This window comes from Streptomyces sp. NBC_00464 (assembly GCF_036013915.1).
In the GTDB taxonomy this organism is placed as follows: Bacteria; Actinomycetota; Actinomycetes; order Streptomycetales; family Streptomycetaceae; genus Streptomyces.
Genome location: NZ_CP107899.1, coordinates 4,237,421 through 4,257,882, shown reverse-complemented (window position 1 = coordinate 4,257,882; position 20,462 = coordinate 4,237,421). Strand labels below are relative to the sequence as shown.

Sequence of the window (20,462 nt, the reverse complement as noted above, 5' to 3'; positions counted from 1 at the left end):
GATGTCCGGCGAGCCTATCCTCGACCACTGACAATCGCCGAGGCCGTTGTATTCCAGCAACACGTCCTTCACAGAACACGCGTCACAATGGGGAACCATGATCCGTTTCGAGCACGTCACCAAGCGGTATGCGGACGGCACCACCGCCGTCGACGACCTTTCCTTCGAGGTCGCCGAAGGTGAACTCGTCACGCTCGTCGGACCGTCGGGCTGCGGCAAGACGACCACCATGAAGATGGTGAACCGGCTGATCGAACCGAGCGAGGGCCGGATATTCCTCGACGGGGACGACATATCCACCATCGATCCGGTCCGACTCCGGCGCCGTATCGGCTATGTGATCCAGCAGGTCGGCCTGTTTCCGCACCGGACGGTGCTGGAGAACACCGCGACCGTCCCCCATCTCCTCGGCTGGAAACGCGGAAAGGGCCGTGCCCGCGCCGCGGAACTCCTCGATCTGGTCGGACTCGATCCTTCCGTTTATGGCGACCGATATCCGGAACAGCTGTCCGGCGGTCAGCGCCAACGCGTGGGCGTGGCCAGGGCCTTGGCCGCGGATCCGCCGGTACTGCTGATGGACGAGCCTTTCGGCGCGGTCGACCCGGTGGTCAGGGAACGGCTGCAGAACGAATTCCTGCGGCTCCAGGCCCAGGTCCGCAAAACCGTGCTGTTCGTCACGCACGACATCGAGGAGGCGGTCCGGCTCGGCGACCGTATCGCCGTCTACGGACAGGGCTCGATCGAGCAGTTCGACTCACCGGCCACCGTGCTCGGCGCCCCCGCCAACGACTACGTCGCCGACTTCGTCGGCGCGGACCGCGGGCTCAAGCGGCTCTCGGTCACCCCCGTCGAGGAGAGCGACCTCGACCGGCCGCCGGTCGTCCACCTCGACGACCCGCTGGACAGGGCGACCGAGCGGCTGCGCGCGGACGGGGCGCGCTGGGCCGTGGTGCTGGACGGCGACGGCAAGCTTCACGGCTGGATCCCGGCCGGTGACGCACTCACCGGCGCCAAGGGCACGGTCCGCGAGCACGCCCGCCGGATGGAGGCCTGGCTGCCCGTCGGCGCACCGCTCAAGCAGGCGTTCGCCACCATGCTCCAGCACGACGCCGGCTGGATCGCGGTCATCGACGAGCAGAGCGAGGGCCGGTTCCTGGGCGTGCTCACCCCGGCCCGCCTCCACGAGGCGCTGCGCCGCTCCATCAACGCGGACGACCGGGCCGTACCGCGCGCCGAGGTGGCCGTGGAGAGCGTGGCGGGCGTCGCGGGCGTCGCGAAGACCGCGGGGGAGTGAGGCTGCCCGCCGCGAGGCCTCCGGTCAGTTCTCGCTGAGCCGGCTGCTCATCCAGTCCAGGGTCGCGGGGATCTCCCGGCGCCAGGTGTTGAAGTTGTGCCCGCCGCTGTCGAGCACGATCGACGAGACCTGGGCGGGCCGCTTCACCTTGGCCACGAACTTCCGTGTGTCGGCGTAGTTCGACTCTCCCGTGCGTGACGTCGTCACCAGGAAGGACGAGTCCGGCTGCGGAAGGTGGTCCAGGGACCACAGCAGGTCGGCACGTTCCCGCTCCCCCTGGTCACCGTGGAAGAGGTCACCGGTCGTCGGGTCCTCGGCCGCCTCGTAGTACGCGGAGAGTCCCGCGCTCGCCGTGTAGCGCGCCGGATGGTGCAGGCCGATCTTCAGGGCGCAGTAGCCACCGGTCGAGTTGCCGATGATGCCCCAGTTGCGGGCGTGCCGCCCGACCCGGTAGCCGGCCGAGATCGCGCGTGGCAGGTCGTCGGCGAAGAACGTCTCGGTCTTCGGACCACCCTTTATGTCCACGCACTCGGTGTCCCGCGGCGGGGCCAGGGTCGGTCGCAGCATCACCAGGATCATCGGCTGGGAGCGGCCCGCCCGCACCCGTTCGAGCGACGTCTTGGGGTAGGCGAGCCCCTTGATGAGGTTCTCCGAGGTGCCCGGGTATCCGGTGAGCACCACGACCGCGGGGAACTTCCGGCGGGCGTACGCCTCCTGGAAGTACTCCGGCGGCAGGTATACGTACGCCGAGGTCTCTATCCCCGAGTGCCGCCCCGCGATCACGACCTTGTCGATCCGGCCGGCCAGGGCGGGCCGCGAGCCTCCCGGCACGTCGGGCCGCTGCGTCCCCACCCGGACGATGTTCTTCGCCGCCAGGGTCCCCTGGGCGTGGTCGGTCACCACGCCCAGCTCCTGCTTCTGGCCGAACAGGTCGGCCCAGGAGCCGTAGAAGAGGAACGAGTTGTTGGCCATCAGGCCGACGGAGACGAAGACCGCCACCTGGGTGGCCAGCAGCAGACCCACCCTGCCGAACACCGCGGAGACGCTGCGCCGGGCGAGCCTCGGCCAGAACCAGACCGTGACGGCGAACAGCGCGACGGCAAGCACGATCGCCAGGATCAGAACTGCGTTACCGGTAAGGCCCATGGCGGTTGAACTTTCTTGTCAGGAAATTTCCGGCTCATGGGTGAACCCATGGCCCGGAAGCCTCGTCCTAGAGGTCGCACATCGTCCGCAGGGCTCCGGCCGACGGACTCCAAGAATCTCTCGCGGAACCACGGGAAGCGATGTCTGTCACGCTAGATGGGGATAAATCGGGATTGGTTCCGAAGGGCGTACGCAAGTTCGCATACGGACCGCGACCCGAGACCGTGCCGGCCCTCGTCGGCACCGCCTGCGCCGCCGTCGGCCTGATCGACGTCGCCGCGGGCGTCTTCCCGCGCTTCCGGCACAGCCGGATGCACACCCTCGCCGAGGTGCTCCCCGGAGCCCTCGGCCCCTTCGCCGCCGCGCTCGCACTGAGCGCCGGCGTCCTGCTGCTGCTCCTGGCCCACGGCCTGAAGCGGCACAAGCGACGGGCCTGGCGGGCCGCAGTCGTCCTGCTCCCGGCCGGTGCGGTGGCCCAGTTCGTCTACCGGCACTCGGTCCTGGGCGCCGTCGTATCGCTGACGCTCTGCTACCTGCTGGTACGCCACCGGAGTGAATTCGCCGCGCTCCCCGACCCGCGCAGCCGTTGGAGGGCACTGGCCAACTTCGTCCTGCTCGGCGCGGGTTCGCTCGGCCTCGGCCTGGTCATCGTCAGCGTCCACCCGGGCCGCCTGGTCGGGAACCCCAGCATCGCCGACCGGCTCCAGCACGTGCTGTACGGACTGTTCGGCTTCGAGGGCCCGGTCGACTACGCCGGCGACACCTCCTGGACCGTGGGCTGCTCGCTGGGCGCGCTAGGGCTGCTGACCGCCGTCACCACGATCTACCTCGCGTTCCGCCCCGAGCACCCGGCCGCCCGTCTCACCGAGGACGACGAGGCGCGGCTGCGCGGCCTGCTGGAGCGGCACGGCGGCCGCGACTCGCTGGGCCACTTCGCGCTGCGCCGCGACAAGGCCGTGGTCTTCTCGCCCAGCGGCAAGGCTGCCGTCTGCTACCGCGTGGTGTCCGGGGTGATGCTGGCCAGCGGCGACCCGATCGGCGACGTGGAGGCCTGGCCCGGCGCCATCGAACGCTTCATGGACGAGGCCAGGGCGCACTCCTGGACCCCCGCCGTGATGGGTTGCAGCGAGACCGGCGGCGAGGTCTGGACCCGCGAGACCGGACTCGACGCCCTGGAACTCGGCGACGAGGCGGTGGTGGATGTCGCGGATTTCTCGCTCGCCGGACGCGCGATGCGCAACGTGCGCCAGATGGTGAAACGCATTGAGCGCGGCGGGTACGAGACGCGGGTCCGGCGCGTGGCGGACATCGGCGAGACCGAACTGGCCCGCATCCGGCGAGCCGCCGCCGACTGGCGCGGCACGGACAACGAGCGCGGCTTCTCCATGGCGCTCGGCCGGATCGGCGACGGCGCCGACCGCGACTGCTTCGTCGCCACCGCCCACCAGGCCGAGGAGCGGGACGCCGACTCCCCGTACGGCGATCTGAAGGCCGTCCTCCACTTCGTCCCGTGGGGCACCGACGGGATGTCCCTGGACCTGATGCGCCGCGACCGCGCCGCCGACCCGGGCATGAACGAGCTGCTGATCGTCGCCTCCCTGGAGGCCGCGCCCCGGCTCGGCATCACCCGCGTCTCGCTGAATTTCGCGATGTTCCGCTCCGCCCTGGCCCGCGGCGAGAAGCTGGGTGCCGGGCCGGTGCTGCGGGTCTGGCGCGGGCTGCTGGTCTTCCTTTCGCGCTGGTTCCAGATCGAGTCCCTGTACAAGTTCAACGCCAAGTTCCGGCCGCGCTGGGAGCCCCGGTTCGTGGTCTACCGCACCGCCCGCGACCTGCCCCGGATCTCGCTGGCCGCCATGCAGGCCGAGGGCTTCGTGAGCTTCGCCCTCCCCCGCCCCCTGGCCCGCCGGCTGCGGGCGGGCGGCCCGCGCCCCTGCGCCCACATACGGGCCTCCACCGGCGAACAGGGCATCCGCCCGGCGTGACCGGCATCGTGACGGGCCTAGGCTGGTCGTATGAGTACGTTGCATGGACGAGGCTCGGTGCAGGGCCTGCCGGAGTGGGACCGCTGCGCGGTCATGGGTGTCGTCAACGTGACCCCGGACTCCTTCTCCGACGGAGGTCGCTGGTTCGACACCACGGCCGCCGTGAAGCACGGCCTCGACCTGGTCGGCGAGGGTGCCGACCTGGTCGACGTCGGCGGTGAGTCGACCCGCCCCGGCGCGAGCCGGGTGGACGAGTCGGAAGAGCTGCGGCGCGTGGTCCCGGTGGTCCGCGGCCTGACCTCCGAAGGGGTCACGGTCTCGGTCGACACCATGCGGGCCCGGGTCGCCGAGCAGGCCGTCGCCGCGGGCGCGGTCCTGGTCAACGACGTGAGCGGCGGTCTCGCCGACCCGGACATGGTCCCGGTCGTCGCCGCCGCCGCGGTGCCGTTCGTCGTCATGCACTGGCGCGGGTTCAGCGAGTCCATGAACAGCCGGGCGGTGTACGGGGACGTCGTCGCCGAGGTCGTCGAGGAGCTGCGGGTCCGGATGGACGCCGTGGTCGCCGGGGGTGTCGCCCCCGAACGGATCGTGATCGACCCGGGCCTCGGCTTCGCCAAGGACGCCGCCCACGACCTGTCGCTCATCGCCCGCCTGGACGCGCTGCACGGCCTCGGCCGCCCGCTGCTGGTCGCCGCCTCCCGCAAGCGGTTCCTGGGCCATGTGCTGGCCGGTGAGGGGGCCGCCCCGCCGCCCGCCCGCGAGCGCGACGCGGCCACCGCCGCGGTCTCCGCGCTCTCCGCCCGGGCCGGCGCCTGGGCCGTCCGGGTCCACGAGGTCCGGGCCACCGCCGATGCCGTCCGGGTCGCCCGCGCGGTCGAGGGAGCCGCGTGAACGAGCCGCAGGACGAGCAGGCCTCCGCCGCCGACGACATCGAGGCGGTCGAGCGGGCCAACACCGCGTTCTACGAGGCCATGGAGCGCGGCGACCTGGACGAGCTGACCGGGCTCTGGCTGCCCGGGGAGGACCTCACCGTCTCCTGCGTCCACCCCGGCTGGCCGGTGCTCACCGGACGCGGCGAGGTACTGCGCAGTTACGCCCTGATCATGGCGAACACCGAGTACATCCAGTTCTTCCTGACGGATGTCGGGGTCTCCATGACGGGCGACACCGCTCTGGTGACCTGCACCGAGAACATCCTCAGCGGCGGCCCCGCGGAGGAGGGCAGCTCGCTCGGGCCGCTCGTCGGCCAACTGGTCGTCGCGACCAATGTGTTCCGCCGCACTCCGGACGGCTGGAAGCTCTGGTCCCACCACGGCTCGCCCGTACTGGCCGAAACCGGCGAGGAAGAGGACGAGGACTCCCCTTCCTGAGTGGGTACAAGGCCGTTGAAGGCCCGAAAGGCAGCTCGGTGGGGTTGGAACGGGGCACAGCGGGGTATCAGCGGCTACCAGCCCCGTGCCGCCGTGTCCATAGCCCCCGCGGGGGAGGACTGTCGGCGCTCGCAGGTAGATTCGGAAAAGGGTACGCAGCCACCCGCACGTGGTTCGTACCCCTTCGACAACAACAGCAGGAGTGATTCGCGTGGATCGTGTCGCGCTGCGCGGCCTCAAGGCCCGTGGGCACCATGGCGTCTTTCCCCGGGAACGGGAAGAGGGACAGACGTTCATCGTGGACCTGGTGCTCGGCCTCGACACCCGTCCCGCGGCAGCCGCCGACGACCTCACGAAGACCGTGCACTACGGCGTGGTCGCCGAAGAGGTCGTCGCAGTGGTCCAGGGCGAACCCGTCGATCTGATCGAGACGCTCGCGGAGCGCATCGCCCAGCAGTGCCTCAAGCACGAAGGCGTCGAGGAGGTGGAGGTCGTGGTCCACAAGCCGGATGCGCCCATCACCGTCCCCTTCGACGACGTCACCGTCACCATCACCCGGAGCCGAGCATGACTGCATTTTCTACCGAGGGGCAGAGCGACCCGACCGTACAGCCGGTTCCCGCCTCCGTGGTCGAGCAGGTGGACGCCGCGGACATCACCCTCTCCAACCCCAAACGCGCCGTGATCTCCCTGGGCTCCAACCTGGGCAACCGCCTGGAGACCCTCCAGGGCGCCATCGACGCCCTGGAGGACACCCCCGGCCTTCGGGTCAAGGCGGTCTCCCCGGTGTACGAGACGGAGCCGTGGGGCGTCGAACCCGGCTCCCAGCCCTCGTACTTCAACGCGGTCGTCGTCGTGAAGACGACGCTCCCCCCGTCCTCCCTCCTGGAGCGCGGCCAGGCCATCGAAGAGGCCTTCGACCGGGTCCGCGAGGAGCGCTGGGGGCCGCGCACCATCGACGTGGACATCGTCGCGTACGCGGACGTCGTCTCCGACGACCCGGAGCTCACCCTCCCCCACCCCCGGGCCCGTGAGCGCGCCTTCGTGCTCGCTCCGTGGCACGACGTGGATCCCGAGGCCCAGCTGCCCGGCGCCGGCCCGGTCGCCGACCTGCTGGCCGGTGTGGGACGCGGCGGCGTACTGCCCCGGGCGGACCTGGAACTCCGGCTGCCCGAGTAGTCGTTAGGCTCGAAGAAGACAGCAGGACATCCACAGGCCGGAACAACCACGGGCCTGACATCCACAGGCGGCGAAGGGCGGCTCACCCGGTGAAGCAACTACGGCTCGGAGTACTGGCCGGCCTCTTCGCCGCCGCCGGGGTGCTGTCCTGGGGCGGCGCCCGCCTCTGGGACTCCCTCGGCACCCTGCCCGGCGTGCCGCTGGCCGCGCCCATCGTGCTCGCGGTGATCGCCGTGGTCCTGCTGGCGACGGCGCTCTCCCTCCGCTCCCGGCTGCGCGCCCAGCGCGAGCGCCGGCCGGGCGCGAAGGGCGTCGAGCCCCTGATGGCGGCCCGTGCCGTGGTCTTCGGCCAGGCCAGCGCCCTCGTCGTCGCCCTGGTCTCCGGGATGTACGGCGGCGTCGGCGTCTTCCTGCTCGGCTCCCTCGACATGCCGGCCCGCCGCGATCAGGCCATCTACGCGGGCTTCGCGGTCCTGGCCGGCATCGCGGTGATCGCGGCGGCCCTGTTCCTGGAGCGCGTCTGCAAGCTCCCGGACGACGAGGACGACAACAAGAACGCGGCGGCGGCGTAGGACGCCGCCCTCCCCTGTCCGGGCCGGTGCGTCAGCCCTGTCCGGGCCGGTGCGTCAGCGCGCCATGATCAGGCTCATGGCCTCGGCGCGCGTCGCGGGGTCGCGGAGCTGTCCGCGGACCGCCGAGGTCAGCGTCTTCGCCCCGGGCTTGCGGATCCCGCGCATCGACATGCACATGTGCTCGCACTCCACGACGACGATGACGCCGCGCGGCTCCAGGATCTCCATCAGGGACTCGGCGATCTGCGTGGTGAGCCGCTCCTGGACCTGCGGCCGGCGGGCGTAGACGTCGACCAGACGGGCCAGCTTCGACAGACCGGTGATCTTGCCGCTGGCCGCCGGGATGTACCCGACGTGCGCCACTCCGCGGAACGGCACCAGGTGGTGTTCACAGGTACTGAACACTTCGATGTCCTTGACCAGCACCATCTCGTCGTGACCCAGGTCGAACGTGGTCGTCAGGACGTCCTCGGGCTCCTGGTACAGGCCGGCGAATATCTCCTTGTACGCCCGCGCCACCCGGCCCGGGGTCTCTCGCAGCCCCTCCCGGTCCGGGTCCTCCCCGACGGCGATGAGCAGCTCGCGTACGGCCGCCTCGGCCCGCTTCTCGTCGAACTCGCCGATCGAACCCTGGCCGTCCAGCGTCACCGGGTCGGTCATCTGTGCCTCGTTCCTCTGAACTGTCACTGCGTGGACATCCGCGCAGGTGTGGCGCCTGTCCGGCGGATCAGGGCCGGACAGGGCCCAAGGGAAAAGCCGCGCCCCCACAGGCTAAAACCTGGGGGACGCGGCATCCATTCCGGGCCCGGTGAAGCCCCCGTGACAGGGGCCACACCGGGGTCGGTGTCTAGCTCTCGGGACGCTCCTCGGGGATCGCCTCGGTCACCGGAACCGTGTCCGTGACCGAGCCGTTCGCCGTGGTGGCGCCGTTGGTGAGGGCGAGCTCCTTCGGGGAGAGCACCGGCGGCCGGGTGGACGGCGTGCGCCGGGCGGAGCCGGTCCACGCCGGACGTGCCGGTCGCTTGACGATCGGAGCGAAGATCTCCGCGATCTCCGCCTTGCCGAGGGTCTCCTTCTCAAGGAGCTGGAGAACCAGGGCGTCCAGAACGTCGCGGTTCTCGACGAGGATCTCCCACGCATCGTTGTGCGCGGTCTCGATGAGCTTCTTGACCTCTTCGTCGACCAGCGCGGCGACCTCTTCCGAGTAGTCGCGCTGGTGGCCCATCTCGCGGCCCACGAAGGGTTCGGTGTTGTCGCCGCCGAACTTGATCGCGCCGAGCCGCTCCGTCATGCCGTACTGCGTGACCATCGCGCGGGCCGTTGCCGTGGCCTTCTCGATGTCGTTCGCAGCGCCGGTCGTCGGGTCGTGGAAGACCAGCTCCTCGGCCGCGCGCCCGCCCAGCATGTAAGCCAGCTGGTCGAGCATCTCGTTGCGCGTCGTGGAGTACTTGTCCTCCTCCGGGAGCACCATCGTGTAACCGAGGGCGCGGCCACGGGAGAGGATCGTGATCTTGTGGACCGGGTCCGACTGAGGTGAGGCCGCCGCGACCAGGGCGTGTCCGCCCTCGTGGTACGCGGTGATCTTCTTCTCCTTCTCGGACATGATCCGGGTCCGCTTCTGCGGACCCGCCACGACGCGGTCGATGGCCTCGTCGAGCATGTTGTTGTCGATCAGCTTCAGATTGCCGCGCGCCGTCAGGAGCGCCGCCTCGTTCAGCACGTTCGACAGGTCGGCACCGGTGAAGCCGGGCGTACGACGGGCGACGGCGCCGAGATCGACGTCCGGTGCGACCGGCTTGCCCTTCTGGTGGACCTTGAGGATCTCCAGACGGCCCAGCATGTCCGGCCGGTCGACCGCGATCTGCCGGTCGAAACGGCCCGGGCGCAGCAGCGCCGGGTCGAGGATGTCCGGACGGTTCGTGGCGGCGATCAGGATGACGCCGCCCTTCACGTCGAAGCCGTCCATCTCCACGAGCAGCTGGTTCAGCGTCTGCTCGCGCTCGTCGTGACCGCCGCCCATACCGGCACCGCGGTGCCGGCCGACGGCGTCGATCTCGTCGACGAAGACGATCGCCGGGGCGTTCGCCTTGGCCTGCTCGAAGAGGTCACGGACACGGGAGGCACCGACACCGACGAACATCTCGACGAAGTCGGAACCGGAGATCGAGTAGAACGGGACGCCCGCCTCGCCGGCGACGGCGCGTGCGAGCAGCGTCTTGCCCGTACCGGGAGGCCCGTACAGCAGGACACCCTTGGGGATCTTGGCGCCGACGGCCTGGAACTTCGCCGGCTCCTGGAGGAACTCCTTGATCTCGTAGAGCTCCTCGACCGCCTCGTCGGACCCCGCCACATCGGCGAACGTCGTCTTCGGGGTGTCCTTGGTGATCAGCTTGGCCTTGGACTTGCCGAACTGCATGACCTTGGAGCCGCCACCCTGCATCTGGTTCATCAGAAACAGGAAGACGACCACGATGAGGACGAAAGGCAGCAGCGAGAAGAGGATCGAGACGAACGGGGACTGCTTCGACGGCGAGACGGTGTAGCCCTTGTCGATGTCACCGCTCTCGAACTTCTTCTGCAGCGTGTCGGCGAGCTGGACGCCCTGGTCGCCGATGTAGCTCGACTGGAACTTGCTGCCGGACTCGCCGGAGAGTTTCTGGCCGTCCTTCAGCTCGATCTTGATGATGTGATCGTCACCGGTGGTCAGCTTGGCCTGCTCCACCTGGTTCTTACTGATCGCCTGGATCACCTTGCCGGTGTCCACCGTCTTGTAGCCGCCACCCGAGCCGACGACCTGCATCAACACGACCACGGCGAGGACGGCCAGCACGATCCACATGACCGGCCCACGGAAGTATCGCTTCACGTCCATCCATACGGAGCGAAGTCGCCCCGTCCCTCCTGCCCGTAGGTAAATGCTGCTGTGAGTAAAGACTGTTCTTCGGACGGTACACCGGCATTGTCACCGACGACCGCCGAGGACGTCTGTCAAACCCGCCTTCGAAGGCTCAACGGCGGGAAATCGGTGAGGGTTCCCCGGAGCCGGAGCGGGTTCGCCGGCGCCGCCGTCAGCCGCCGTACACGTGCGGGGCGAGGGTGCCGACGAAGGGGAGGTTGCGGTACTTCTCCGCGTAGTCCAGCCCGTAGCCGACGACGAACTCGTTGGGGATGTCGAAGCCGACCCACTTGCAGTCGAGCGCGACCTTCGCCGCATCCGGCTTGCGCAGCAGGGTGCAGATCTCCAGCGATGCGGGCTCACGCGAGCCCAGGTTCGACATCAGCCAGGACAGCGTCAGGCCCGAGTCGATGATGTCCTCGACGATCAGGACGTGCTTGCCCTTGATGTCGGTGTCCAGGTCCTTGAGGATCCGGACGACACCGGAGGACTGGGTGCCCGCGCCGTACGACGACACCGCCATCCAGTCCATGGTGACGGGGGTGGACAGCGCGCGCGCCAGGTCCGCCATGACCATCACCGCGCCCTTGAGGACTCCGACGAGGAGCAGGTCCTTGCCCGCGTACTCCGCGTCGATCTTCGCGGCCAGCTCGACGAGCTTCGCGTCGATCTCTTCCTTGGTGAGGAGCACCGACTGAAGGTCGGTGCCCATGTCCTTCTCGTTCACCCGCGTCTCTTTCTTTGCCTGCCGGGTCCGGGATGGTGTCCCGGACCTGCGCGGCCGCTCGCCTGCATGTCAGCCGCTTGTGCGTCAGCTCTGCCGAATCACCAGTCTGCCACCCTGGCGCAGGGCTTCGACGCGGCCGGGGAGGTTGATGGCCTGCTGGCCGCGCCAGCCGGTGATGAGGCGGTCGACTTCCTCGATGTGCCGGGCGAAGAGGGAACCTGCCGGAGAGCCCGCCTCTATGGCCGCACGGCGCAGGACGCGGCGGCGGACCGCGGGCGGCAGGACGTGCAGCTTGGCGCACTCCAGCCGGCCCGCGTCGTCGCGAACGTCACGTCCGGCCTCGGCGGCCCAGGTGTCCAGGGCGTCGGCGTCGTCGCGGGAGAGCTGCGCCGTACGGGCCAGCGCCTCGACGACTCCTTTGCCCAGCGCCTTCTCCAGGGCGGGCAGGCCCTCGTGGCGCAGCCGGGAGCGGGTGTAGGCGGGGTCGACGTTGTGCGGGTCGTCCCAGACGGGCAGGGACTGGGCCAGACACGCCGTGCGGGCGGTCTGCCGGTCGAGCTGGAGGAAGGGGCGGCGGTAGCGGCCGGCCGGTCCGGATGCGGCGGCCATGCCGGAGAGGGAGCGGATGCCGGAACCGCGGGCGAGCCCCAGCAGCACCGTCTCCGCCTGGTCGTCGCGGGTGTGGCCGAGCAGGACGGCGGTGGCGCCGTGACGTTCGGCGGCGGCGTCCAGGGCCGCGTAGCGGGCGTCACGGGCGGCGGCCTCGGGTCCGCCGTCGTGGCCGACGCGCACCGCGACGGCCTCGACCGGGTCGAGGTGCATGGCGGTGAGGCGGCCGACGACCTCGGTGGCGCGGGTGTCGGAGCCGTTCTGGAGGCCGTGGTCGACGGTGATGCCGCCGGCCCGGACGGCGAGTTTGCGGGCCTCGAAGGCGAGGGCGGAGGCGAGCGCCATGGAATCGGCGCCGCCTGAGCATGCGACCAGTACCAGGGGGGTATCGGTGCGTTCGGGAAGCGCGGGGCGCCGCCTGCCCGCTCCGGCTTCGGCGAGCTCGGGGTGCGGGGCGCGCGCGGTGCGTTCGGTCTGATCGGCGAATTCGGTGAGTACGTCGTGGAGTACGCGGCGGACCGCCAGGCGTATCGCCGCGACCGCAGGATGGGGACCCATGTCCGGTGCCCTTCGTGAGCTTCTGGAGGTGCCTCCGAGTGCCGGGACGAAGAAAAGTGCCATCACTCAGAGTGCGTCGATGGTGACAGAGCAAACCCGTTCATCGAGCATTGCACGCCTTCCCATGCCCCTACGGTCCCTCGGATGGGTGATTACCGGCGCGTTACCCTCGGATCCCCGGCCTGTGCACCGTCCGTGATCATGACTCTGCCTTACGGTGCACCCGCGCGATCCAGTCCTCCGGCTTGGCGATCTCCGCCTTGGTCGGGAGGGTGTTGGGCGAGGTCCAGACCCGGTTGAAGCCGTCCATGCCGACCTCGTCGACCACGGCGCGCACGAACCGCTCGCCGTCCCGGTACTGGCGCAGCTTGGCGTCGAGCCCGAGGAGCTTGCGCAGCGCCTGGTCGAGACGGCTCGCGCCGCGCGCCCTGCGCTGCTGGAACTTCTCCCGGATCTCACCGACGGACGACACCACCTCGGGGCCGACACCGTCCATCACGTAGTCGGCGTGTCCCTCCAGCAGGGACATCACCGCGGTGAGCCGACTGAGGATCTCGCGCTGGGCGGGCGTCTGGACGATTTCCACGAGGCTGCGCCCGCCGTCCTCGCCCTCCTCGCCCTCGGGCCGGCCGCCCGCCAGCGACTGGGCGGCCTCGCGGAGCCGTTCGAGCACCGTCATCGGGTCGACGTCGGTCTCGTCGAGGAATGACTGGATCTCGCCCTGCAGATGGTCGCGGAGCCAGGGCACCGCGGTGAACTGCGTGCGGTGCGTCTCCTCGTGGAGGGCTACCCAGAGACGGAAGTCGTGCGGGTCGACCTCCAGCTCCCGCTCGACGTGGACGATGTTCGGGGCGACCAGCAGAAGCCGGCCTCCGCCGTCGGCCGAGGCCGGGAGCTCGCGGGTGGCGGGGGCGAACGTCTCGTACTGGCCGAGGACCCGGGAGGCCAGGAACGACAGCAGCATCCCCACCTCCACGCCGGTCACCTTGGAGCCGACCGCACCGAGCACGGCACCGCCCGTACCGCCGCCGCGCCGCTCCTCCATCTTCTCCAAAAGGGGGCGGAGCAGTTCCCGGAAGCCCGCGACGTTCGCCTTGATCCAGCCCGCCCGGTCGACGACCAGGACCGGGGTGTCCTCCGGCTCGGTCCCTTCCGGGATCATCCGGGTGAAGGAACGGACGTGCTCCTCCGCCGCCTTGGCATGCCTGCGCAGCTCCGCGACGACCTCGCGGGCCTCCTCGCGGCTGATCTCGGGACCCGGCCGCACAAGCCGGGTCGCGGTCGCGACCGCGAGATTCCAGTCGACCATCCCGGCACCACCGATGCTCGTCATGCGTCAACCGTACGTGCTCGGCCCTTGTTGCGGTGAGGTGTTGAGCCGCTCATCGCCTGCCCGCGGCCAGTGCGGTCGCGAGCGAGTCGAGGGCCGACTGCGCCTCGGACGGGGCGGTGGTGCCCGACGCGAGGAAGGCGAAGGCGAGCAGCCGGCCGTGGGGGTCGACGACCGTTCCGGAGAGGCTGTTGACGCCCGTGAGGGTGCCGGTCTTGGCGCGGATCAGTCCGGTGCCGCCTGATTTCGTGGTGTAACGGCCGCTCAGCGTGCCGCTGAAGCCTGCCACCGGAAGGCCCGTGAGGACCGGGCGCAGCTCCGCGTGGTCCTGGTCGGCCGCGCGGGCGAGGAGTCCGGCGAGCAGGGCGGCGGTGACCTTGTCCTTGCGGTTGAGCCCGCTGCCGTCGGCGATGACCACGCCCTTCAGCGGCAGACCCAGCTTCTTGAGCTGCGCGGTGACGGCCCGCCGCCCGCCGCTGAAGTCGGCCGGTTCGCCCGTGGCGATCGCGGTCTGCCGGGCGAGTGCCTCGGCGATGTCGTTGTCGCTGTTGGTCAGCGCCCGCTCGACGAGCGCGGACAGCGGGGCGGAGAGGTGCTTGGCGACGGGCCGGGACTTCGCGGCCGCCCGGCCGGGCTCGGGAACGTCCCCGGTGTCGATCCCGGCCTCGTCCAGCAGTTCACCGAAGGCGTCCGCCGCGTCGCGGGCCGGGTCCTCGCTGCGCGGCGCGGGTCCGCTGGAGGTGTCGTCGAGCCGCCCCTCGTCGATCATCAGGGCGCTCACCGGAGCGATGTTCTCGTTGGGGCCGATCGGGTGAAGTGCGGGTCCGGAGTAGCCGGAGGTGTCGTACCGCAGCCGCACCGAGCGGACCCCGCCGTCCTTGAGGGCGCGGGCCGTGTCGGCGGCCAGGGCGCGCAGGGCCGCCCGGTCGAGGGTGGGGTCGCCGCCGCCGACCAGCGTCACGGTGCGCAGATCGGCGGAGGCCCCGACGGTCGTGGGGATGCGGTGGGCGGGGCCGAGTGCGGTCAGGGCCGCGACCGTGGTGGCGATCTTGACGGTGGACGCGGGCGTCATGGGAGCGTCGGCCCCCAGCCCGTACAGCCGCTTGCCGGTGGCGGTGTCGATGACGACGGCGCTGTGCCGGGTGCCGAGCGCGGGGTTCTTCAGCAGGGGGCCCAGCACGGCACTCAGTCCGGCCGCTGCTCCGTCCGGGGCAACCGCGGCGTCCGGCGCTGAGTTGTCGCCGTGGTCGGTGCCGGTGCCCAGCGCCGCGAGTACGGCCGGGGCGCTGGGCGCCGGGGCGGGTCCGGAGGGTGCGCCGGGCTCGTGATGTACGCCACCTGTACCGGCCCGGGCAGCCGCCCAGTCCTGCTCGGCCTTACGCTGACCCGAGTCCCAGGGACCGGCGGCGAGGACGGCGCCGGCTGCGAGCGCCAGGCCGAGGACGGCGGAGACTGCCGTGAACTGCCGGTCGCTCAGTCCGTTGCGCATGCCCAGGCGGTCCGTGAGGGCCGTCCTGTCAACGCGAGACAACGGATTGATCGACGGTCTTTTCACCGGATCGTCCACCGTTGACCAGCCCCTTTCGCGAGCACACAACTCCGTGGGGGACACTTAACCATCAGTCGTATGTGTTGATCATGGAGGAGCCACCCGTGGAGTTCGACGTCGTTATCGAGATCCCGAAGGGTTCGCGGAACAAGTACGAGGTGGACCACGAGACCGGTCGGATCCGCCTGGACCGTCGACTCTTCACCTCGACCAGCTACCCGGCGGACTACGGTTTCGTCGAGAACACCCTCGGCGAGGACGGCGACCCGCTGGACGCGCTGGTCATTCTGGAGGAGCCGACGTTCCCCGGCTGCCTCATCAAGTGCCGCGCGATCGGCATGTTCCGGATGACGGACGAGGCCGGCGGCGACGACAAGCTGCTGTGCGTTCCGGCCTCCGACCCCCGGGTGGAGCACCTGCGCGACATCCACCACGTGTCGGAGTTCGACCGCCTGGAGATCCAGCACTTCTTCGAGGTCTACAAGGACCTGGAGCCCGGCAAGTCCGTCGAGGGCGCCGACTGGGTCGGCCGCGTCGAGGCCGAGGCCGAGATCGAGAACTCGTACAAGCGCCTTGAGGCGCAGGGCGGCGCGCACTGACGTTCCGCTTGCGGTTCTGAACAGCGAACGGGCGGTACACCTTCACGGGTGTGCCGCCCGTTCGCGTGACCGCCCATGGGCGTGGCCATACTGGGCAGGAGCGCAGCCTGGGACCGCCCCGATCGCCGGTCGGTCCAAGACGCGCAGTCGATGAGGAACGAGGTCGAGTGGTGGCGGAACCGGGCGGTCCCGATGACCAGAAGCCCCAGTCCGACGAGGCGCGCAGCGCCTTCTCCCAGCCCGCCGGGGTCGGGAGGTCCGCGCCGCCGTCGGACGACGACCATCCGACGTCGGAGTTCTCCCTGCCGTCCGGTCTGACGCCTGAGCCACAGGGGCCGGCGCCGGGCTCGGGATCAGGTTCCGTTTCCGGTTCGGACACGATCGGCTCCGCCTTCGCCCCGCCACGCACCTACGACGCCCGGAACTCCCCTCCCGCCTTCACGCCGGCCCATGGCATCCCGATGATCCGGCTGACCAAGGAGGCTCCTTGGCAGGACCGGATGCGCACGATGCTGCGGATGCCGGTCGCCGACCGCCCGGCACCGGAGCCGGTGCAGAAGCACGACGACGCGGGCCCCGCGGTGCCGCGCGTACTCGACCTGACCCTGCGTATCGGGGAGCTGCTGCTCGCCGGCGGTGAGGGGGCCGAGGACGTCGAGGCGGCGATGTTCGCGGTGACCCGCAGCTACGGTCTCGACCGCTGCGAACCGACCGTCACCTTCACGCTGCTGTCGATCTCGCACCAGCCGTCGCTGGTCGAGGACCCGGTGACGGCGAGCCGTACCGTACGCCGCCGCGGCACCGACTACACCCGGCTGGCCGCGGTCTTCCGGCTCATCGACGACATCACCACCGAAGAGGGCGAGGTCTCGCTGGAGGAGGCCTACCGGCGCCTGGCGGAGATCCGCCGGAACCGGCATCCGTACCCCGGCTGGGTGCTCACCCTGGCCGCCGGTGGGCTGGCGGGTGCGGCATCGGTGCTGGTCGGCGGTGGTCCGCTGGTGTTCCTGATCGCGGCGCTCGGGGCGATGCTCGGTGACCGGCTGGCCTGGCTGTGTGCCGGGCGCGGGCTGCCGGAGTTCTACCAGTTCGTCGTGGCGGCGATGCCGCCCGCCGCGATGGGGGTGGCACTGACCCTCACCCACTGGTCGGACGTACGGCCGTCGGCGGTGATCACGGGTGGACTGTTCGCGCTGCTGCCGGGGCGGGCGCTGGTCGCGGGTGTGCAGGACGGCCTGACCGGCTACTACATCACCGCGTCGGCGCGACTGCTGGAGGTCATGTACTTCTTCATCGCGATCGTCGCCGGGGTGCTGCTGGCGCTCTACGGGGGTCTCCAGCTGGGCGCCGAGCTGGACCCGGAGGCGCGGCTCATCTCCCATGACCGGCCGGTGGTGCAGATCCTGGCCTCGATGGTGCTGACGCTGGCCTTCGCGATCCTGCTCCAGCAGGAGCGGTCCACGGTGCTGGCGGTGACCCTCAACGGGGGCGTGGCCTGGGTCATCTACGGGGCGATGGCCCGGACGGGCGGCCTCTCCCCGGTGGCGGCCACCGCCGCCGCGGCCGGTCTCGTCGGGCTGTTCGGGCAGCTGTTCTCGCGCTACCGCTACACCTCGTCGCTGCCGTTCATCACGGCCGCGATCGGTCCGCTGCTGCCCGGCTCCGCCACGTACTTCGGTCTGCTGGGCGTCGCGCAGAACGAGCTGGACCGGGGGCTCGCCTCGCTGTCCACCGCGGTGGCGACGGCGCTGGCCATCGCGATCGGGGTGAACCTGGGAAGCGAGATCTCCCGGCTGTTCATGCGGGTGCCGGGGGCGGTCGGCGGAGCGAACCGCCGCGCGGCCAAGCGGACGCGCGGCTTCTGACGCGGGGAGCTGTACTCCGAGGCGGTGCCGGTGTCAGCGCTTGGCGTGGCGGCCGCCGCCGCGGCGGCCGGCGGCCGTGCTGCCACCGGCGGCCTGGTCCTCGTGCTCGTCCGTGGCCGCTTCCTTCTTCGACTTGCCGCGGGCGCGCAGGAACTCGATGCCGATCGGGACGACCGAGATCAGCACGATCAGGACCAGCATGGCCTCGATGTTCTGGTGCACGAACTCGACATTGCCCAGGGCCGCACCGAGCAGCGTCACCCCGACGCCCCAGAGGACCCCGCCGATGATGTTGAACGTGATGAACGAGCGGTAGTTCATCCGGCTGACACCGGCGATGATCGGCGTGAACGTCCGCACGACGGGCACGAAGCGGGCCAGGATCAGCGACTTCGGCCCGTACTTCTCGAAGAACTCGTGGGCCTTCTCGACGTTCTCCTGCTTGAAGAGGCGGGAGTCCGGGCGGTTGAAGAGCGAGGGGCCGACCTTGCGGCCGAAGAGATAGCCCACCTGGTCGCCGATGATCGCCGCCAGGGCGACCAGGACGCAGACCAGCCACAACGGGGTGTCCAGCTTGCCCGTCGTCACCAGCAGTCCCGTGGTGAACAGGAGCGAGTCACCGGGCAGGAAGAACCCGATCAGCAGCCCCGACTCGGCGAAGACGATGACCAGCACGCCGATCAGCCCGAACTGCCCGATGAGATGGTCCGGGTCCAGCCAGCTGGGTCCGAGCGCAAGCGTATTCAAGGGTCCGGGCTCCAGGATGTGGTCGATGGCGCGGCTGCGTGGCCGCCCAAAGCTATCAACGCCGCGAGGTCCCTCCCGGTTCCACCGGCCCCCGTGGAGATGCACACGGGGTGAACCGGGACAAAACTCGTCCCAGGAGGTGCCACCCCATGGGCATTGAGGATTACGGCGGCGGCCAGACGGCACAGTCGGATGTGCTGGTCGTCACCACCAACGACGTACCCGGCTATCAGGTGACGCAGGTCATCGGCGAGGTGTTCGGCCTGACCGTGCGCTCCCGACATCTCGGCAGCCAGATCGGCGCCGGGCTGAAATCCATGATCGGCGGCGAGCTGAAGGGGCTGACCAAGACGCTCGTCGAGACCCGCAACCAGGCCATGGAACGGCTGGTCGAGCAGGCGAAGGCACGCGGCGCGAACGCGGTGCTGATGATGCGCTTCGACGTGAGCGAGGCGGCCGACGTGGGCACGGAGGTCTGTGCGTACGGAACCGCCGCGGTGATCACCAGGAACTGAACGGCGTGACGGGGGTGGGCACCCCACCCCCGCACGGCTGCGCCCACCGGGCTTCCGTGTGGTGGATACGCATCCGGGCCCCGGCCCCGACGTGCCGTGAGGTGCGCGTCCGAAATACCGCACGCACTGCACCATTTGAGCGGTTATAAGCCTTTTGCGTCGCTATGGTGAGCCGATGGCCACCGATTCCGCTGTCTCCGCCGGCCCGGCCCCCGCGCGCCGGCTGCTGCTGCTCCTCGTGCCCGCGCTGGCCGTCGGCGTGCTCTCGGCGCTCGTCCTGCTCGGCGTCAGCCTGCTCGCCGAGCAGCTGCAGGACGTGCTCTGGGAGACGCTGCCCGACGCCCTGTCGGTCGGCCGGTACTCCTCGCTGTGGATGATCGTGATGCTCACCTCGATCGGCCTGGTGACCGGCCTGGCCGTCCGGGCGGTGCCCGGCCGGGCCGGCCCCGACCCGGCGACCATGGGACTGGTCGACCCGCCGCTGCCGCCGGGCGTGGTGCCGGGGCTGCTGCTGGTGACGGTCCTGGCCCTGGCGGGCGGCGTCAGCCTGGGGCCGGAGAATCCGATCACCGCGGCCAACATCGCACTGGCCTACTGGGTGGGCCGCCGGTTCGTGCCGGGCGCCCCGGCCGAGCTGTGGCTAGGGCTCGCCGCCGCGGGCACCATCGGCGCACTCTTCGGCACCCCGGTCGCCGCCGCACTGATCCTCACCGAGACGCTCACCGCCACCCCCGGCAAGGGCGCACTCTGGGACCGGCTCTTCGGACCGCTCGCGGCCGGGGCGGCGGGAGCACTGACCATGGTCCTGGCCGCCCACCCCAGCTTCGACCTCTCCCTGCCCGACTATCCGGGCGCCCACTGGGGCGATCTGCTCTCCGCCGTCGTCATCGCCTCCGCCGGGGCCGTGCTCGGACTCGCGGCGGTGTACGCCTTCCCCCATGTGCACCGCGCCTTCCGCGCCCTGGGGCACCCGGTCCTCGCCATGACCGCGGGCGGGCTGCTGCTGGGGCTGCTCGGGGCCCTCGGTGGACACCTCACCCTGTTCAAGGGGCTGGACGAGGTGAAGGCGCTCGCCGCCGATCCGGACGGCTGGTCGGCCGCCGAGTTCGGGGGCATGGCGGTGGTGAAGACCGCGGCCCTGCTGATCGCGGCGACCTGCGGCTTCCGGGGCGGCCGGATCTTCCCCGCGGTGTTCTGCGGCGTCGCGCTCGGCCTGTGCGCCCACGCCCTGGTCGACGGGATCCCGGTGACGCTCGCGGTGACGTGCGGGGTGCTCGGCATTCTGCTCGCCGTCACCCGGCAGGGCTGGCTGAGCCTGTTCACGGCGGCGGTACTGGCCTCCGACATGAGCCTGCTCCCGCTGCTGTGCGTCGCCACCCTGCCGGCCTGGCTGCTGGTGACCGGACGGCCGCTGATGCAGCTGCGCGAGGACGGTACGCCGCTGCGCTGAGCCGGAAGGTGCACCACGGACGCCCGTCCGGCGCGCCGGACGCCCCCACTGTCCGTATCGTCAACATTCGTCCG

General features: G+C 70.5%; 19 protein-coding genes. 11 read left to right on the top strand and 8 right to left on the bottom strand.

The window, feature by feature from the left end; translation table 11 throughout:
* Positions 1–97 precede the first annotated feature (97 nt).
* Positions 98–1,294, top strand: coding sequence for a betaine/proline/choline family ABC transporter ATP-binding protein (locus OG912_RS19185; protein ID WP_327710419.1), 1,197 nt, complete (start codon positions 98–100; stop codon positions 1,292–1,294).
* Positions 1,295–1,318: 24 nt separating this feature from the next.
* Here the strand turns inward: OG912_RS19185 and OG912_RS19180 are convergent, their stop codons facing one another.
* Complete coding sequence (locus tag OG912_RS19180; RefSeq protein WP_327710418.1) at positions 1,319–2,440, bottom strand: alpha/beta hydrolase; 1,122 nt, start codon at positions 2,438–2,440, stop codon at positions 1,319–1,321.
* A 140-nt stretch (positions 2,441–2,580) separates the two neighbouring features.
* On the opposite strand from OG912_RS19180, the gene OG912_RS19175 reads away from it, so the two are divergent.
* The 6 genes from OG912_RS19175 (at position 2,581) to OG912_RS19150 (ending at position 7,543) form a co-directional block, all read left to right on the top strand.
* Entirely contained in the window at positions 2,581–4,422 is a 1,842-nt protein-coding gene (locus tag OG912_RS19175) for a phosphatidylglycerol lysyltransferase domain-containing protein (protein ID WP_327710417.1), read from the top strand.
* A 30-nt stretch (positions 4,423–4,452) separates the two neighbouring features.
* Positions 4,453–5,313 (top strand): dihydropteroate synthase, encoded by an 861-nt coding sequence (gene folP / locus OG912_RS19170; RefSeq protein ID WP_443060993.1) that lies wholly within the window; start codon positions 4,453–4,455, stop codon positions 5,311–5,313.
* Positions 5,310–5,792, top strand: coding sequence for a nuclear transport factor 2 family protein (locus OG912_RS19165; RefSeq protein WP_327710416.1), 483 nt, complete (start codon positions 5,310–5,312; stop codon positions 5,790–5,792). Before folP ends, OG912_RS19165 begins: the two co-directional genes overlap by 4 nt.
* 211 nt (positions 5,793–6,003) lie before the next feature.
* The gene (folB, locus tag OG912_RS19160; protein WP_326736961.1) at positions 6,004–6,363 is read left to right on the top strand and encodes a dihydroneopterin aldolase; all 360 of its coding nucleotides are present in this window, start codon (positions 6,004–6,006) and stop codon (positions 6,361–6,363) included.
* Positions 6,360–6,971, top strand: a complete 612-nt coding sequence (gene folK, locus OG912_RS19155) for a 2-amino-4-hydroxy-6-hydroxymethyldihydropteridine diphosphokinase (protein WP_326736962.1) — start codon at positions 6,360–6,362, stop codon at positions 6,969–6,971. Before folB ends, folK begins: the two co-directional genes overlap by 4 nt.
* Positions 6,972–7,060: 89 nt before the next feature.
* Positions 7,061–7,543 carry a DUF3180 domain-containing protein gene (locus OG912_RS19150; protein ID WP_326736963.1) on the top strand — a complete coding sequence of 161 codons (483 nt, stop codon included), beginning with the start codon at positions 7,061–7,063 and terminating at the stop codon, positions 7,541–7,543.
* Positions 7,544–7,597: 54 nt separating this feature from the next.
* Here OG912_RS19150 and folE read toward each other — a convergent pair whose 3' ends face one another.
* The 6 genes from folE to dacB all read right to left on the bottom strand — a co-directional run bounded on the left by folE (position 7,598) and on the right by dacB (position 15,230).
* Positions 7,598–8,203 carry a GTP cyclohydrolase I FolE gene (folE, locus tag OG912_RS19145; protein WP_327710414.1) on the bottom strand — a complete coding sequence of 202 codons (606 nt, stop codon included), beginning with the start codon at positions 8,201–8,203 and terminating at the stop codon, positions 7,598–7,600.
* Between the two features lie 187 nt (positions 8,204–8,390).
* Complete coding sequence (ftsH, locus tag OG912_RS19140; protein ID WP_326736965.1) at positions 8,391–10,415, bottom strand: ATP-dependent zinc metalloprotease FtsH; 2,025 nt, start codon at positions 10,413–10,415, stop codon at positions 8,391–8,393.
* A 196-nt stretch (positions 10,416–10,611) separates the two neighbouring features.
* Positions 10,612–11,151 (bottom strand): hypoxanthine phosphoribosyltransferase, encoded by a 540-nt coding sequence (gene hpt / locus OG912_RS19135; protein ID WP_037777945.1) that lies wholly within the window; start codon positions 11,149–11,151, stop codon positions 10,612–10,614.
* A gap of 99 nt (positions 11,152–11,250) precedes the next feature.
* On the bottom strand, positions 11,251–12,333 hold the full coding sequence (gene tilS / locus OG912_RS19130; protein WP_327710412.1) for a tRNA lysidine(34) synthetase TilS: 1,083 nt from the start codon (positions 12,331–12,333) through the stop codon (positions 11,251–11,253).
* A 199-nt stretch (positions 12,334–12,532) separates the two neighbouring features.
* Entirely contained in the window at positions 12,533–13,666 is a 1,134-nt protein-coding gene (locus OG912_RS19125) for a zinc-dependent metalloprotease (RefSeq protein WP_327710411.1), read from the bottom strand.
* 49 nt (positions 13,667–13,715) lie between these two features.
* Positions 13,716–15,230, bottom strand: coding sequence for a D-alanyl-D-alanine carboxypeptidase/D-alanyl-D-alanine endopeptidase (gene dacB, locus OG912_RS19120; RefSeq protein WP_443060992.1), 1,515 nt, complete (start codon positions 15,228–15,230; stop codon positions 13,716–13,718).
* 86 nt (positions 15,231–15,316) lie between these two features.
* Between dacB and OG912_RS19115 the strand changes: the two genes are divergently transcribed.
* Both OG912_RS19115 and OG912_RS19110 read left to right on the top strand, forming a co-directional pair.
* A complete protein-coding gene (locus tag OG912_RS19115; RefSeq protein ID WP_123525235.1) occupies positions 15,317–15,811 on the top strand; it encodes an inorganic diphosphatase in 495 nt (164 codons plus the stop codon).
* A 167-nt stretch (positions 15,812–15,978) separates the two neighbouring features.
* Positions 15,979–17,676 carry a threonine/serine ThrE exporter family protein gene (locus OG912_RS19110; protein ID WP_326736969.1) on the top strand — a complete coding sequence of 566 codons (1,698 nt, stop codon included), beginning with the start codon at positions 15,979–15,981 and terminating at the stop codon, positions 17,674–17,676.
* Positions 17,677–17,709: 33 nt separating this feature from the next.
* On the opposite strand, the gene OG912_RS19105 is transcribed toward OG912_RS19110, so the two are convergent.
* On the bottom strand, positions 17,710–18,423 hold the full coding sequence (locus tag OG912_RS19105; RefSeq protein WP_327710409.1) for a DedA family protein: 714 nt from the start codon (positions 18,421–18,423) through the stop codon (positions 17,710–17,712).
* Positions 18,424–18,572: 149 nt separating this feature from the next.
* On the opposite strand from OG912_RS19105, the gene OG912_RS19100 reads away from it, so the two are divergent.
* Both OG912_RS19100 and OG912_RS19095 read left to right on the top strand, forming a co-directional pair.
* Positions 18,573–18,938 carry a YbjQ family protein gene (locus OG912_RS19100; RefSeq protein ID WP_327710408.1) on the top strand — a complete coding sequence of 122 codons (366 nt, stop codon included), beginning with the start codon at positions 18,573–18,575 and terminating at the stop codon, positions 18,936–18,938.
* A 175-nt stretch (positions 18,939–19,113) separates the two neighbouring features.
* Positions 19,114–20,388, top strand: a complete 1,275-nt coding sequence (locus OG912_RS19095) for an ion channel protein (RefSeq protein ID WP_327710407.1) — start codon at positions 19,114–19,116, stop codon at positions 20,386–20,388.
* The last annotated feature ends 74 nt before the right edge of the window (positions 20,389–20,462 follow it).